Source organism: Vibrio sp. C8, from assembly GCF_054051265.1.
In genome coordinates, this window is the sequence record NZ_JBPAOE010000022.1 from 335,289 (window position 1) to 350,404 (window position 15,116).

Sequence of the window (15,116 nt, forward strand, 5' to 3'; positions counted from 1 at the left end):
TAAAAAAGTGTCACTTTGACGCTAAAGCAGAACGTTTTGCCAGATGCATCACATCTCTGTTTTGAGTAAGCTTTCGGCATAATAAGAATCAGGGAATGAGAATATGAATCAACTCAAACAAGAGATCACTTTGCTTTCTGGTATTGGTCAGTTGTCGACCACATTAATGGGTACCGGATTGTTTATGATCCCAGCCATTGCCGCCGGAATTGCGGGCCATTTTTCACTTTGGGCTTGGCTCATCTTGTTTGTTGCTGTTTGCCCTGTTGCTTTAACTTTCGCAGCGCTTGGGAAAAAATACCCGAGTGCTGGCGGCACCGCCTTCTTTGTGCGTAAAGCGTACAACGCACGACTAGAGCGAGCGGTTGCCTGGCTATTTGTAAGCGTCATTCCTGTAGGCGTCCCCGCAGCTGTCGCCTTAGCTGCGGGCTTTTTACAGCAATTGTTACCTGCTCAGTTCAATAATGCCATTTTGGCTCAAGTGCTCACTGTGGCACTTCTTATTGGGGTAAACCTAGCAGGAACAAAATCTTCTGGCCGACTACAAACGGCCATCGCATTGAGCATTTTTGCACTGGTGGCCTCTTTTCTCTGGATTGGAGATGTGGGAAGCACCGACTTAACTATGCCAGCACTGAATATCGATTCTATTTGGTCAATTGGTGCTGCGCTAGGAGTGATGTTCTGGTGTTTTGTGGGAATAGAAGCCTTCGCGCATATGGGGGAAGAATTCAAAAACCCACAACGTGATTTCCCGATTGCCATTCTGGTTGGATGCTTTGTGGCTGGTGCAACCTATTGGGCTTGCTCAGTCATAGTTTTAAAGTTTGGTGCTTTTGGTACACCTGAGTTTGATAGCACCTCTATTCCTTGGCTCAGTGATAAGCTCTTTGGCTCTCGTATGGCAATCATAATCAGCATCATTGGCTTCTTTGCATGTTTTGCCAGTATCAACCTATATACGCAGAGTTTATCGCGTATGGTGTGGGCGCAAGCCAGAGAATATCGTCCTAACAGCGCACTGGCTCAACTCTCTCAGCGCGGCGTTCCGGCCAATGCAACATGGCTGATTGGCGGCATATTGCTGCTATCGTGTGTAGTCGGTCAACTGTCGAATTTGGATTTGGAATTCTTCCTGAAATTGGCAAATGGTGTCTTTGTCTTAGTCTACCTGTTAGCCATGTTGGCAGCGTACAAACTACTGAAAGGGTATCAAAAGGCACTGTCTGTTGTTGCTTTGATTCTCTGCACTGGCGTGTTTATCTGTCTTGGCTGGTCAATGCTGTATGCTCTGGTTATTTTTGCTGCCTTGGCGGTACCATGGCAAAAAGAGCTGAAAACACACAACCCTGTTTAAATAACAAAGGCGGGATACCCCGCCTTTGTTTGGTAACGTTCTATGACGCTTTACGGACGTCAAACCGACCAACCAGTTGTTCCAATCGCTGAAGCGAATTTTGCATTAAGGTTGTCCTGCGAGATAACTGTGAAGAAGCTTCCTGCAGTTTCACCACTGTAGATTGCGCTTCATCGGCTGTTTGTCTGTGCTCCTCACTGTTACGAGCAATGCCTTGAATCAACGTAAACAATCCAGTGACAGACGTTTGTAAACGTTCACTACGAGAAGATTCGTCCACAACCTGTGTACTGTTCTCAACGTTGGTAATGCCCTCTTGCATGTAACTCACTGCTCGCTCTGATTGCGTATGTAACGCAGTCATCAGCTCTCCAATGCTGTTCGCTGCCTGAGAGGTTTTGTTTGCCAACACTCGTACTTCATCAGCAACCACAGAAAAGCCTCTGCCATGCTCACCTGCTCTTGCGGCCTCAATCGCAGCATTCAGAGCTAGTAAATTGGTTTGAGCCGTGATCTCCGTTATAACAGAGACGATATTGCCGATTTTCTGCATCTCCTCGTTCACTTCGTTCACCGTATGCGCCGACGACTGAACGATATTCTTGATCTCTTGAGCGCTTTCGGCCGCTTTTTGATACTCGAGCTGCGCGGCATGTACCGTTTGCTGCATGAGCTCATGCATTTCAGTCGCAGTGTCATTGGCGCTGTTGATTTCCTGACTCTGCACTCCAGCGAGAGAGAGCATATCCGTAATTGAAGTGGCGGTCCTGTCACTGCTGGTAAGCAGCAACTGACTGCGGCGGAACATAGATTCCGACACGTTTTTCACTTCATTGCTGGCGAAAACCAACTCCTGAATAATTCCTTCTAAACTATCGATAAAACTGTTGGTCCAGCGTCCCAGATCACCCGTTTCGTCAGACTTAAATTTGCTCGCATCTAAGCGGCGGGTTAAGTTTCCATCCCCTTCTGCGAGCACCTGCATAACCTGTGTCATTGTCTCTAGATTATTCGCCATAGGCTTGGCACTGAAAAAGTGGAATAAACCCATAGCCATGAATCCAAGCAGTATCGAAATAGACATCAGCTGAACGTTTTCTAGTGGGTAAAACATGTGAAGAACAAAAGGAATCACTAACGGACCAAACACACTAAGCGCGAACTGTTGACTGAGTTTTTGTGCTACCGAACGATGACGATAAACCTCTTCTAAATCCGATTCGCACATCATCCCCCAACGGTCTTTGGACCCAGGCATAGTAAACGTCACACCCTTACCAATCACTGGTATATGGCGGTAATCAGAATAACCCGGATAGTCGATATATAAGTTGTGACCATTGTTAATGGTTTCTCTTACCCCTGGATGAAGTTTTTTGGTTGCGGGATCATTAAACACAATTTCAAATTCGGTATGGCGACTGACTTTAACCACGCCCCATTTGGTATTAACGCCATCCTTCAAGTTCTCACCATGGGAAAAATGGTTATCCTCAAAACGAGAGCGTGAAAGCGCAACACCTGGTTTGATTGAAGGATCAAAATGAGAATTGACCATAAACAGGTAGTTGTCGCCCGACTCACTATAAATATGCCCAGCTTCGCGTTGAATCAGGTCGCCGATAACATCATTGGGGATTCGTCCACACAAACACCCTCTTGTATCACCAGCTAATTCGATCGGTTGATAGAACATTAAGGTCACTTCATCATGAAAATGAGAGCTTGATGGACCAATAGCGAGCGTCACCGGATCGCGATAAGGACCATGCAAAAATGGCTGAACTAAACCCTCATTCAAAGCTTGGGTTGTGACGACCTTCTTGTTTTTCTGTGATGGATAAGTGGATTCAAGGATCTCTCCTTGTGCAGAGACAATAAACAGCTCAGATAAGTCAGCGCTACGATTTAATAATCGGTTTAAGGTATCCCGATATTCATGGGGAGATTTGGTTGATAAATATAACGAAGCATCATGCAGGAATGACCATTGGTTTTCAGCCCAAGTCGTGAGGATTTTGACTCGGGTATTTGCAATGTTTTCAAATGTTTGTTCAAGAGAAGCTTTACGTTTACGGTTAAACCAACAGGCCTTACGCATGGCAAATTTACCTGTCTTGCCAAACCAAGGCAGCCAACCTTTTTCTTCAGGCGTTAAATACATAAAATTTCCTTATTTTTGTATTGTTATGTGCACTAATGTGCAATAGGCGTTCCAAAAATAAGAAAAAAGTACGTTGTTCTGTATTTTAGTAAGAACTCAAACAGGTTAACTATACGAATAAAAATCAAGTAGTTAATATCACTTTTAACTTCCCAGTCTATACATTAGCGAGCACTAAATCAGTGATACCAGCACTCGAAATGCACCATGTTGGTTAGCTTATATGTACATTAGGCGCATGAAAAAGGGCTTGCGAATGCAAGCCCTTAAAAATCTGTAGCTCTTACTGGTTTCTAGGTAATTACTTACTCATTTCAACAAGTGATTTACCAATCAACCACTCAACCTGTTTGTCACTGCCTTCACCAAACTTTTCGTGAGCCAGCTTGTACATACGCCCTACACCTTTATAAGAGAACTCTTCTGCTTTATCGGCTGCCACGATATGGTGGAAAAATAGACGTAAAATAGCTAAAAACTCTTTGCTATCGAGAGCTTTAAGCCATGAACTAGCGAATGCATCAACGCCATGGTCTAAATCCAAATGTGCGACAAATAGATTGAAAATCTGGCCATCTAGCGCAAGAACAAAGTCTGTCTTTTTCGGAAAGTGGTGACTAATACCTGTTCTAGATACACCCGTTTGTTGACTTAATGTGGTGTATGACATTTTGTCATAGCCTAATCTTAACAGTTGGTCGACAACAGCATTCGTGATTGTTTGAATGGTCACTTCTGTATCTTCTTTACTACGCTTCGGCATATTAATAGCTCTTTGTGTACAAACTCATCAAAAAATAAAATGAATCAAATACCGCTGAAACAATTCAACAGCCAATTCATCTTTGTAAGAAAATATCCTTGCATTCAAATTAAATGAAAGAATATCCTTCAAAATTCCATCTCAATATGGGAACAATTCATTCACACCATGAATTCCACTAAAGAATAATCTTACAAACAATAAGGTATGACAATGCATCAAACGGTGTAATGACAAAAAAACGTCACTGTAACGCCTAATTTTCGACTATTATCACACTCCGAATTTTGTTAACTGCGTCAACAATATAAACCCGTGTTCATACATTTTTGCAGTATCATTTATCTGGAACACCCGCTGATAGAGGGTTAGAATGTCCTTAAATTTTGTAAGAGGATTTTGAGATGAGTAACGAAAGCTGTGAAGTAAACCAAGTTTGTGAAGCTTGCGGTTGTTCTGCTGAAATGGGCTTTTTTATCAAAGAGGGTGATGAAGTTGCAGAAGTAACTATTTTCGCCCCAAATCAAGACCAATTAAAAAGCGAATTAGACAAGTATATAGCTCTGGCAAAAGAAGTGTGCGCAGCGGTGGAGTTTGAATCAACACCTATCGATGAAAAAACAACTGAGCTGAATGCACGTTTCAAATTTGAAGTGAGCGCAGAGAAGCTCATCTTCGAACTTAAGTCGCGTTCACTGATGCGATAATACCTCTTCAAAAGCGAGCACCCAGCTCGCTTTTGTGATCTTCTCCTTGTGATTTTGTTCTTGATTGAAGACATCGCAACTCCTGCCGATACTATCGTTAATACTGTGACGAGATTTAGGAAAAACATGTCTTTCTCAACTTGGCGTTTCTCTGCTTGGGCGCTTTGCATTGCTTTATATTCATTACCTTTGAATGCTGCACCTCTCGATCAGTACCGCATACTTAATCATCTGGATAATTACGGTAACCTTGATTTACGAAATAAACCGTATACCAGCTTACCTGACGGATTAGAGGTTAAAGGCAATCTCAACATCGCAAAAACGTCGATCACATCATTGCCAAAAGGCTTAACAGTGATGGGAAGTTTAGATGCGTCAAATAGCCAGCTTGAACGAATTCAACGTGGCACAAAGATTCGTGGTTATGCGAATTTTCTCGGTTCGCAAATCAAAATCTGGCCTGCGCGAATTCAAGTTGGCGGATTCCTTAACTTTACCGATACGCCACTAGAACAACTGCCACCAGCGATGACAGTCAAAGGGGATTTGAGCGTTGCCAGAACACCATTAACTGAACTACCCGAAGGAATTGTGATTGAAGGCAGCCTTTATATTGGCGGCTCAAAAATCGTCACATTCCCAGACACAATGACAGTGAAAGGCAACATCTATCTAGGCGGTAATGTCATTACAAAATGGCCGAAGAATTTGACCTTAGGCGGAGCCGTTGCGCGTTAAGCAGAGCACCAAAGCCAGAAACAAAAAAGAGAAGCCAAATCGCTTCTCTTTTTTCGTTCTGTTTACTCGCTATTGATTCCGCACTGGGTTTGCGTAGCTATCAAGCAGGTACTGATGAGCGTTCAGTGGAAGCTGAGACAGCTTTTGTTCCAATTTCGCTTTTACCGCAGGTGTAATGTCTGCATCTTCACGTCCAGCTGCTAACAAGTTGATTGGGTATAACTTGTAGTTTGCGTGGATTTGACGGTCAATCTCTTTTGCAAGTTCTTCCGGTGTTTCGTAAGTCTCAGTGATCACGTTGCCAAAGGCGACATGAACTCGACCTTTGTCGCCAATGATGCCCTGAATGATACTTTCGATATCTTCAAATTCGCCTTTTTCGTATTTACCATGCGTTGCTTTTTCATAAAGCTCGCGCGCCTTGGCAATATCACAAGGATCGTTTTCATAAGAAATTGAAACAGGCACAATTCTTAACGATTTAATGTACTCAGAAAACTCAACTTTCTGTTTACGACCTTCGACGTTAAACATTTTTAAGATCGCAGGATCGGTAAAATCGTTACCGTCTTTAGCACGACCTTCTTTTTGAGCAATCCAAATTGAATGCCCTGTATCCAAAGAGTGCTTGATATAGCCAGACAAAGTACCCAGCGCTTTCATCATTTCACGTGGAGCTTTGGCTGAGCGCTTAACGATAAAGCTTTTGTTCAATCGCATCAGTTCTGTTGCACAAGGCTTCTTCAGTAAGTTATCGCCAATAGCGATACGAACTGTACGGTGCCCTGACTCATACAAACCGTAGTTAACCAACGCAGGATCCATCGCAATATCACGGTGATTAGACACAAACAGGTAAGCCGTATTCTTATCTAGTTTGTTCAAGCCACTGTAAGTCACACCTTTGGTGGTGTGTTCCAACGTTTTTTCTAAATACTTTTTCACTTCTAGCTGAATGGCATCAACCGAAGTCAGCTTTGCCCACTTAAACTTAAGGTAAGCTTTTACGAATGGGCCCATCATCATTTTTAGCCATGAAGGTTGACGCTCAAAACGATGATCGAGGATCGCTGTGATAAATTCTTCATCATTAATTAGACGTTCGATGGCTGCAGGAATTTCTTCGTCGTTATAGGGACGAATCTCTTGATACGGGTCGGTGGTTGAAGTCATATTCTCGTACATCAAATAAAAAACTGGCTTATTCTACGCGCACTCGCATCCGCTCGCAGCTATCATAAGCACATAAATTACAAGGTCAGACCAGAAAATCAAAAATAAGTTTCTGTCTGTTTTCCTTCTATCTCCTAACTAATAGGCATTGCGGTTAGGCCGCGGCTAAGAGATCCACAACTCGATATTTGGCTTTTGAGTGGATAAACGTTAATCTTAGCGCCCTTAATTTTATGAGGCCTTGTATGAACTACGCTATTCAATCTGAAACCTGCTTATTTCCATATCTGGAAGTCACACCGCGTAAGCGCGCAACAAAGCATAGTTTAGTCAAGGTTAACAATGGCCTTGCTCTATTCAAATTGGGCAAACAAGAGTACGCCATTGAAGCTGGACAAGCGATTTGGATCCCTATCGAATGTTTATGCTCCCTCACCTTTTTGCCAAATACTCACATCACTCGAGTCGATTTTTCAGTTCGTCTACGAGATGATTTTCCTCATCAATCTGGATTCATCACACTGACAGAATTAAGTTCGGCGCTGCTTAGTCGCATACAGTCGACCAATGCAGGTGACGAAGTGTACCCGCATTTGTTGCAAGTACTCAAAGATGAAGTCAAAAAACTTGAGCCAAAGCTTGTAGAAAATAGCTTAAGCCAACAGTTTGCTCGCTGGCAGCCGAATCAGCAGGGAACCGTCAACAAAGAACATCATGTTGCTTTACTCGTAAGAGAAGCCATGAAGCGCAAACTCTCTGGCATAAAAACCCAGATGGTGATTGATGAACTGTTTTCAGGCAATGCCGTGCAGTTCGAACAAATGTGCCAGTTAGTGCTTGGCAAATCTCTTTAAAAGAAGATAAAAAAAAACAGCCAGCTAATAATAGTTGGCTGTTTTTTTATAAGGCGAAGAAAAGCGCCTAGTTGACCACTTCAATATCCGTTTCTGGTACACAGCAACACGCTAAAGCCATTCCCATATTACGTTCGTGATCTTGCAATGCCGGAACATCTGGCTGATGAACTTTGCCCGATTCAACCTTCACTTTACAGGCACCGCAGAATCCGGCGCGACAACTGTTTGCAATAGGAACGCCTGCGGCTTCAGCTTGCTCTAACAAGGTGCTTTGGTTATTTCCTTCAAACAGATTGCCGTTAACACTTAACTGCAAGGTTTTAAATTCTCTGACGGTTTGCTGTGCTACGCCAAAGGCTTCTTGGTGATAAGCGTTTTCAGCCACACCTAGCTTAAGCAGCAAGTTCTTGGCTTTTTGCATAAAACCATCTGGACCACACACAAACACTTGGCGAGAAGCAATATCTTTCACCTGTTTGAGGTGTGACAAAGATAAACGTCCTTTCAAACCAAACCAGTCAACTGGTGGTTGGGAGAGAGAAATAAACACCTTCAGTTCAGGATGAGCAAGTTCTAGTTGTTCCAGCTCTTCGCGACATGGAATGTCTTCAACAGAACGACATTGATGATAGAACACCACATCACGCATCTGCTGGTTATCGGCCAGATAACGCAGCATAGACAGCATAGGCGTCACGCCGCTTCCCGCTGAAAGTAGCAACAGTGGCTGATTATGATGTTCAGAGGTTAAATGAAAACTGCCATCAGGCGTCTGGGTTGTTAATGTGTCACCAACTTGCAGGTTATCAAGTAACCAGTTCGAGACACGGCCGCCATCAATACGCTTAATAGAAATTGCCAGCCGTCCCGGACGAGAAGGGCTTGAAGACAAAGTGTAAAAGCGACCAATGTTTTCACCGTCGACAATAATCTCAATGGGCAAATGTTGACCAGGCTGATAATTCGGCAACACGCCGTGTTGCGGCTCCAGCCAGAAAGTCACAAAATCGCGAGCAATTTCTTCACGCTCAACACAAGTCATCAGGTAGTGACGCTGCCCTAAATCTGGGTAGTACTCTTTCTCTTTGTATTCTAGAACTTCTATCTTGTCTCCCGCATGAATCATGCCTTCATTTCTGGCTACAAGATTCTGGCCGAAGAATACGCCACCGCGCTCGTTAGCACGAAACTGGGAAAGGGTACGCAGTGGTTCTTTGGTTGGACGATATTGGCCTTTTTCGAGATCCACGGTGGTCATAATGCAACGTTCACAAGGCTTCAGAGCTTCGAATTCCACCTCACCAATACGGATGCGCTTCCAACCATCTTCCGCAAATGGTTCCGTACCTGATACAACAAGGTTGGTGCGAAACTGATCCATGCTGTGATGTTCAGGACTGCGACGGTTCAACTCATCCAGCGAGCCTTGGCTAATAATCAATAGCGGATAACCATCCGCAAAGCTGACGTTATGGCCGAACTTCTCACGAACACGATTGGATTGTTGACCAGTGAACAACAGCTCAACACGCTGCCCCATAATCTCACTGAACCAGTCGTCAGCTTCATCTGTTGTGGTGTACGCAATAAAGCTGTCATCCCAAACCGTTGCCGGTGACTCCTGCATTTTAAAGTCGGCGTAACGAATCGTCAGTGGCGATTTTCCCTGTGCGCTAAAAATCAGTCCATCTGGCGTCAGAGTAGATCGAATCTTGACCATTTGCGGGTATTTACGGGCTGTCACCATACTGCCATCAGCGAGTGCCAGCATAAATCGTCGGTCAAACATCAACCCTTGTTTCTCAACCCATGCGGTAGATAAAGAGAGTCCACCCACCGATTTCACTGGATACACATTGATTTGAGAAAGTACCGCTGACGACATGACACACATCCTTACGTATGGTTAAACAAAATAAATTCGGAGCCACCTAGGCGTCTCGCTTCCAGTGATCACAGAACAGGGCTATGAATGACACAAATACGCTATCGTTTCAATCTATTAGGCGCGAGAAACTGCTGTAAACAAACAGAACTGACAAATTAAAAGATGAAATGAGAAGCCAATTACTCTATCATCCTGTCGCCTAAACGGAAGCGTTTGCGTAACGCAAAATTTCTTTTAGGCTCCAATCATTCCAATGACTTCATGGTGGGAGCAATTCATGACAACACTTACGATCACTCGTCCTGACGACTGGCACGTTCACCTTCGCGATGGCGAAGTTCTTGCTGATACTGTGCGTGATATCAGCCGTTACAACGGACGCGCGCTTATTATGCCAAACACCGTCCCACCCGTGACCAATACCGAAATGGCGCTTGCATACCGTGACCGCATCATGGCGCAAAATCCAAGTGCTACGTTCCAACCTTTGATGTCTTTGTATTTAACCGATAACACCTCAGCTGACGATATTCGCCAAGCGAAAGCGTCTGGAGCTGTAGTTGCAGCAAAACTCTACCCAGCGGGTGCAACCACCAACTCTGACTCGGGTGTGACGAACGCGAAAAACATTTACCCAGTTCTGCAAGCAATGCAAGAAGAAGGCATGTTGCTGCTGGTTCACGGCGAAGTGACCACTCACGAAGTCGACATTTTTGACCGTGAAAAGACCTTCTTAGAAACCGTTCTTGCGCCAATCGTGAATGATTTCCCTAACCTTAAAATCGTTCTAGAACACATCACAACCGCAGAAGCGGTTAACTTTGTGAAGAACGCTTCAGATAACGTGGCAGCAACCATTACTGCTCACCATTTGCTGTTTAACCGCAACCATATGTTGGTTGGCGGTATTCGCCCTCACCTGTTCTGTCTGCCAATTTTGAAGCGTGCAACTCACCAACACGCGCTTGTCGCGGCAGCAACGTCTGGCAACAAGAAGTTTTTCCTAGGAACAGACTCAGCGCCTCACGCTAAAGGCAAGAAAGAAGCCGCTTGTGGTTGTGCAGGTTCATACACTGCTCACGCGGCACTGGAACTGTACGCCGAAGTATTTGAGCAAGAAGGTAAGCTTGAGAATCTGGAAGCCTTCGCTAGCCACAATGGCCCAGACTTCTATGGTGTTCCACGCAACACAGACACTGTGACTCTAACCAAAGCGTCTTGGGAAGTTCCTGCAAGCATGCCTTTTGGCGGCGAAACTGTGGTTCCAATTCGCGCTGGAGAAGCTATTCAGTGGCAAGTTGCTTAACACTGTTCTGCTTGAATGAAAAAGCCGCCTTGTTAGGCGGCTTTTTACTATGCAACTTTCGCTATTTTAGCGAACTGAGCTTAATCAAATTCTGGAGCAACCACTTCGACCGGCACTCCATTTTGCGCCAGTATCACCGCTTTTGCTTTCACTTCCGACTTATCAAACTCATCCAGCCACCATTTTAGTTCTACTGGTAACACGAGATCTTTCTTACTGCCGTCGCTGCGAGTCAGTGGTTCGTGCGCTTCAACGAAAACACTTCTGTCAGGTTCCAATGCTACTTTGACAGGCTCGTCAATGATACGAACCTTCTCGCCTCGCTCAACTTGGTTAAACAACCACTCTATGTCTTTCGGCTCCATGCGGATACAGCCAGAGCTCACTCGTAAACCAATGCCAAAATCTTTATTGGTACCATGGATCAGGTAGTCACCATTGCCAAATGCAAGACGAAGCGCGAATTCACCTAATGGGTTCTCAGGGCCTGAAGGGACAACTTTTGGCAGTTCAATGCCTTTTTGCAGATATTCTTTTCGAATAGAGTCCGGTGGAGTCCAAGTTGGATTTGGTCGTTTCTGGCTGATCTTGGTTTCCATTTCAGGCGTATCACGTCCGATTCGACCGATACCTACAGGGAAAATATGCACCTTTCTCTCTTCGGGCTTGAAGTAGTAAAGACGCAATTCAGCAAGATTCACCACGATGCCTTCATAAGGCACCATGGGCAAAATGATTTGCGACGGTATCGTAAGCACATAACCTTCTTGCGGAAGGAAAGGGTCAACGCCTTTGTTCGCGGCCATCAAACCTAAAAAGCCGATGTCATACTGCTTAGCGATTTGCGCTAAGGTCTCTCCTTTTTCGATCACATGATATTGAGCATTTCCCACCATCCTGCTGCCTTCCATCGGGAAGTCATAAGTGGCTGCTAACACCTTTGTCATAAAACTGGACGCCACTATGCAACCAATGACCAATAACTTACGCAACATGTATATCTTTATCCCTTGCCTGCTTATACATGTCTAAGGTTACTTCTCTTTCCGCTTTATGATCAACTATTGGAGAAGGATATAACACCGAGTTAACACCCGGCCATAACCAAGGTGAGTGGATATATTTGTCAGGCACCGAACTCAACTCCGGAATCCAGTGGCGAATGAATGCTCCACTTTCATCAAATTTTTCACCTTGGGTGATCGGATTGAAAATTCGAAAATACGGCTGACCATCACACCCAGTGGATGCACACCACTGCCAGCCGCCATTGTTTGCCGCGTAGTCACCATCAATAAGCTTGCTCATAAAATAGCGTTCGCCCCAACGCCAGTCGATATGCAGATCTTTGGTCAGAAAGCTGGCAACGATCATTCGTAAGCGGTTATGCATCCACCCCGTTTGATTCAGTTGTCTCATGGCCGCATCCACAATTGGGTAGCCCGTTTCTCCGCAACACCAACGTTCAAAATGGTCATGCTCCTGCCACCATTTCACATAGCGCCCCCAGTACAAGAAGTCTTTTCCTTTGCACAACTTAGGCTCAAAAGTAAGTAGGTGCTGATAAAACTCGCGCCAAATCAACTCACTCAGCCATGTTTGAGCGCCTTGAGACAAAAAGCCCATTTTGGATTCAGCGTAAAGCCTTGCCATACATTGCCTTGCCGACAACGCGCCTATCGCTAAGTAAGGAGACAAACTGCTGGTGCCATCTATGGCAGGGAAATCTCGTTGCTCGTGGTAACTATCCATACTCTCTTGGCAGAACGATCTCAGTTGAGATCGAATCGACTCAAAATCGACGTCCCAGCCAAAGCTGTCTTCTCTTGGGTAACTGAATGGCTGTTGTGGGTTCCAAACCAAAGGTTGCACTGCTTTCGCTAACGCAACTTTGGCTGCACTTTGGGTAGCAGAAATGATGGGTACGCCAGCAACAGAAAGCCAAGCCTTTTTAAAAGGCGTAAATACTTTGAAATATTGGCCTTGTTTATTCAGTAAGCTGCCTGCGGGGATAATGCACTTGTCATGGTACGACAGCCACCCAATACCTTGTTGCGCTAATGCGAATTGCGCTTGTTTATCTCGCGCCTGCTCATTCACTTCGTAGTCTTGATTGACCAAGACTTCGCTCACTTCACACAGCTTCGCTATCTCAACAATGCAGTTTGCCGATTGCTCAAAATCGCTCACTTCCTTGTAAAGCAGCGAAATATTAAGCGCTTTAAGCTCTTGTTGCAGAGCGCTCAGGCGACGATAGATAAGATCAGCCTGACGGCGAGCCATATGGTGTTGATGCCATTGCTCAGGCGTGGCGATAAAGACAGCGCTGACGGGTTCTCCGCTCGCAATTGCGCTATTAAGAGCCGTATTATCAACGGCTCTTAAATCTCGGCGTAACCAAACAAGTTTCACTAATCCAATCCATTGAGTGTTTGCAGCACATTAGACAGATAGCATTGATCGTTAAATTGTTTACGTAGCTTAGCGATCGCAGTCGTCTGAGCGTCTGCTAGTGATTTATGAGAGAACAATGCCAATGCACTGTATGATTCAACGGCTTCGCTACCTACCAGCCCTGAGACGTCATCGACACCATCAAGAAAAGTCACATTGTAGCCTTTCTCAGACCATGTAACTGCCCAAAGCCAGGCCAGCAAGCTACCCACCGGATCATAACTGACACATAAGCATTTACCTTTGTAAGCCGCTTTGTTTTCTGCTTCCAGAATCGATGAAAGCTTATTGATCATCAGAGATTGAAACAGACCTTTTTGCAAAGAGCGCAGAGGGCCTTTCACTCGCTCTAAAGCATCAATCACCGGAAACGCAAACTGGCTCTCAACAATATCCAAAGGATACTCTTTCATTACCGTAGCAATAATGTTCTCTGACTTGCCACGATTCAGTTGAGAGAGTGCAGTAAGTAACTGCTCACACTCTTCCAGTTGTACTCGCGTTTCCTGCTGTAACTCATCAGTAGGAACGCCGCCTTTCAGCAACTCGCTCACTTTTCCTATGGATACGCCTTTTGCCAGCCATCCTTGAATCTCTTTAATGCTATCGATATTTTCTTGGTTAAATAAACGATGGCCTTTTTCCGTTCTTTGCGGCTGAACCAAATTGTATCGGCGTTGCCAAGCTCTTAGTGTTACGGGCTTAACACCGGTTAATTCTGCTACTTCACGAATAGCGTATAGCTTTTGTTCATAAGCCATAGCGTAACTTTAACTCCTGTGGATATGGGTCCAGATAGCGTTGCTGCATCAGGTAAGAATCTGGATATAACGTCAAATAGTGCTTAATTAGGGTAATTGGCGCGAGCAGCGGCAACATACCCTTTCTATAATCATGAATAACTTCTGAGAGTTCTTTTTTCTGAGACTTATCAAGCGAACGTTTAAAGTAGCCCTGAAGGTGCATCAATACGTTAGTGTGATTCTTTCTGCTGGCTCTGATTTTCAAAGCTTGCATCAAACCTAAACGGTATAGCTCAATAAACTCGTCGGGCGCGTAGTTTGCCACATTTGCCACTAATCTTCCCAGCTCACGATAAGAGGTTGGGTGATGAGCCATTAACGTCAGCTTATAGCGAGAGTGGAATGCCACGACTTTGCCCGCGGTTGGCTCTTTACCCAGCGTCTGATAGAAATCATGCAGGCAGTAAACACGCGTTATAAAGTTTTCCTTTAACACCGCGTCATTGAGCCTTCCGTCTTCTTCCACCGGAAGCCAAGGCATTTTTTCCATCAACATTTGTGTGTAAAGCCCAACACCGCTCTTTTCTGCTTCGTGGGATTTGTACACTTTTACTTTTTCCATACCGCAAGAAGGCGACTTAGCACAGACGATGTAGCCGCACAAATGCATATCTTTTAGTTGATTTATTTTTTGCTCAGAATATTGCAGCAAACCTGCAGTATGGTCTTTGGTTGGATCTTTGGTTTCAACCAGAGAAATACGTTCATCATTGGAAATTAGGCGTATTGGTGGACGAGGCACAGGTAACCCCATCCCAACTTCTGGGCATACGGGAACAAACTCGAAATAGGGCGCAAGCTCTTTATTAACAAATTGACTGGCTTTATGCCCAGAATCAAACCGAACGTTCTGTCCAAGAACACAAGCACTAATGCCCAACAAAATAGGTGAATCAGCCATAT

The 15,116-nt window shown here is 44.7% G+C and carries 13 protein-coding genes; 5 read left to right on the forward strand and 8 right to left on the reverse strand.

Features of this window, described 5'->3' with window-relative positions; all coding sequences use genetic code 11:
• Positions 1-103: 103 nt before the first annotated feature.
• Positions 104-1,357: an L-methionine/branched-chain amino acid transporter gene (yjeH, locus tag ACRQQK_RS12855; RefSeq protein ID WP_457511968.1), complete on the forward strand. Its 1,254-nt coding sequence runs from the start codon at positions 104-106 to the stop codon at positions 1,355-1,357.
• A 40-nt stretch (positions 1,358-1,397) separates the two neighbouring features.
• Here the strand turns inward: yjeH and ACRQQK_RS12860 are convergent, their stop codons facing one another.
• Together ACRQQK_RS12860 and ACRQQK_RS12865 are read right to left on the reverse strand one after the other, a co-directional pair.
• Positions 1,398-3,521, reverse strand: coding sequence for a methyl-accepting chemotaxis protein (locus ACRQQK_RS12860; protein ID WP_457511970.1), 2,124 nt, complete (start codon positions 3,519-3,521; stop codon positions 1,398-1,400).
• A gap of 301 nt (positions 3,522-3,822) precedes the next feature.
• A complete protein-coding gene (locus ACRQQK_RS12865) occupies positions 3,823-4,284 on the reverse strand; it encodes a TetR/AcrR family transcriptional regulator (RefSeq protein ID WP_457511972.1) in 462 nt (153 codons plus the stop codon).
• Between the two features lie 404 nt (positions 4,285-4,688).
• Here ACRQQK_RS12865 and ACRQQK_RS12870 point away from each other — a divergent pair, with 404 nt between their 5' ends.
• Entirely contained in the window at positions 4,689-4,991 is a 303-nt protein-coding gene (locus tag ACRQQK_RS12870) for a YfcZ/YiiS family protein (protein WP_457511974.1), read from the forward strand.
• 126 nt (positions 4,992-5,117) lie between these two features.
• Complete coding sequence (locus tag ACRQQK_RS12875; RefSeq protein ID WP_240956629.1) at positions 5,118-5,732, forward strand: leucine-rich repeat domain-containing protein; 615 nt, start codon at positions 5,118-5,120, stop codon at positions 5,730-5,732.
• Positions 5,733-5,801: 69 nt separating this feature from the next.
• On the opposite strand, the gene ACRQQK_RS12880 is transcribed toward ACRQQK_RS12875, so the two are convergent.
• Positions 5,802-6,905 (reverse strand): 1-acyl-sn-glycerol-3-phosphate acyltransferase, encoded by a 1,104-nt coding sequence (locus tag ACRQQK_RS12880; protein WP_457511976.1) that lies wholly within the window; start codon positions 6,903-6,905, stop codon positions 5,802-5,804.
• A 245-nt stretch (positions 6,906-7,150) separates the two neighbouring features.
• Here ACRQQK_RS12880 and ACRQQK_RS12885 point away from each other — a divergent pair, with 245 nt between their 5' ends.
• A complete protein-coding gene (locus ACRQQK_RS12885; RefSeq protein WP_102965041.1) occupies positions 7,151-7,759 on the forward strand; it encodes an AraC family transcriptional regulator in 609 nt (202 codons plus the stop codon).
• Positions 7,760-7,826: 67 nt separating this feature from the next.
• Here ACRQQK_RS12885 and ACRQQK_RS12890 read toward each other — a convergent pair whose 3' ends face one another.
• Positions 7,827-9,647, reverse strand: coding sequence for an MOSC N-terminal beta barrel domain-containing protein (locus ACRQQK_RS12890; protein ID WP_457511978.1), 1,821 nt, complete (start codon positions 9,645-9,647; stop codon positions 7,827-7,829).
• Between the two features lie 280 nt (positions 9,648-9,927).
• On the opposite strand from ACRQQK_RS12890, the gene pyrC reads away from it, so the two are divergent.
• Entirely contained in the window at positions 9,928-10,956 is a 1,029-nt protein-coding gene (pyrC, locus tag ACRQQK_RS12895; RefSeq protein ID WP_102965043.1) for a dihydroorotase, read from the forward strand.
• Positions 10,957-11,036: 80 nt separating this feature from the next.
• Here the strand turns inward: pyrC and ACRQQK_RS12900 are convergent, their stop codons facing one another.
• Genes ACRQQK_RS12900 through ACRQQK_RS12915 form a run of 4 tightly spaced genes read right to left on the reverse strand, consistent with a single transcriptional unit; the run spans position 11,037 to position 15,114 of the window.
• Positions 11,037-11,951 carry a L,D-transpeptidase family protein gene (locus ACRQQK_RS12900; RefSeq protein ID WP_457511980.1) on the reverse strand — a complete coding sequence of 305 codons (915 nt, stop codon included), beginning with the start codon at positions 11,949-11,951 and terminating at the stop codon, positions 11,037-11,039.
• The gene (phrB, locus tag ACRQQK_RS12905) at positions 11,941-13,368 is read right to left on the reverse strand and encodes a deoxyribodipyrimidine photo-lyase (protein ID WP_457511982.1); all 1,428 of its coding nucleotides are present in this window, start codon (positions 13,366-13,368) and stop codon (positions 11,941-11,943) included. Before phrB ends, ACRQQK_RS12900 begins: the two co-directional genes overlap by 11 nt.
• Positions 13,368-14,171, reverse strand: a complete 804-nt coding sequence (locus tag ACRQQK_RS12910; RefSeq protein WP_457511984.1) for a MerR family transcriptional regulator — start codon at positions 14,169-14,171, stop codon at positions 13,368-13,370. The genes phrB and ACRQQK_RS12910 overlap by 1 nt, the downstream gene beginning before the upstream one ends.
• Positions 14,161-15,114: a YbgA family protein gene (locus tag ACRQQK_RS12915; RefSeq protein WP_457511986.1), complete on the reverse strand. Its 954-nt coding sequence runs from the start codon at positions 15,112-15,114 to the stop codon at positions 14,161-14,163. Before ACRQQK_RS12915 ends, ACRQQK_RS12910 begins: the two co-directional genes overlap by 11 nt.
• Positions 15,115-15,116 lie beyond the last annotated feature (2 nt).

Bases quoted from the DNA above. Each gene is read 5' to 3' on its own strand.
- yjeH (WP_457511968.1), top strand. From the start codon at position 104: ATGAATCAACTCAAACAAGAGATCACTTTGCTTTCTGGTATTGGTCAG.
- ACRQQK_RS12860 (WP_457511970.1), bottom strand. From the start codon at position 3,521: ATGTATTTAACGCCTGAAGAAAAAGGTTGGCTGCCTTGGTTTGGCAAG.
- ACRQQK_RS12865 (WP_457511972.1), bottom strand. From the start codon at position 4,284: ATGCCGAAGCGTAGTAAAGAAGATACAGAAGTGACCATTCAAACAATC.
- ACRQQK_RS12870 (WP_457511974.1), top strand. From the start codon at position 4,689: ATGAGTAACGAAAGCTGTGAAGTAAACCAAGTTTGTGAAGCTTGCGGT.
- ACRQQK_RS12875 (WP_240956629.1), top strand. From the start codon at position 5,118: ATGTCTTTCTCAACTTGGCGTTTCTCTGCTTGGGCGCTTTGCATTGCT.
- ACRQQK_RS12880 (WP_457511976.1), bottom strand. From the start codon at position 6,905: ATGACTTCAACCACCGACCCGTATCAAGAGATTCGTCCCTATAACGAC.
- ACRQQK_RS12885 (WP_102965041.1), top strand. From the start codon at position 7,151: ATGAACTACGCTATTCAATCTGAAACCTGCTTATTTCCATATCTGGAA.
- ACRQQK_RS12890 (WP_457511978.1), bottom strand. From the start codon at position 9,647: ATGTCGTCAGCGGTACTTTCTCAAATCAATGTGTATCCAGTGAAATCG.
- pyrC (WP_102965043.1), top strand. From the start codon at position 9,928: ATGACAACACTTACGATCACTCGTCCTGACGACTGGCACGTTCACCTT.
- ACRQQK_RS12900 (WP_457511980.1), bottom strand. From the start codon at position 11,951: ATGTTGCGTAAGTTATTGGTCATTGGTTGCATAGTGGCGTCCAGTTTT.
- ACRQQK_RS12910 (WP_457511984.1), bottom strand. From the start codon at position 14,171: ATGGCTTATGAACAAAAGCTATACGCTATTCGTGAAGTAGCAGAATTA.
- ACRQQK_RS12915 (WP_457511986.1), bottom strand. From the start codon at position 15,114: ATGGCTGATTCACCTATTTTGTTGGGCATTAGTGCTTGTGTTCTTGGA.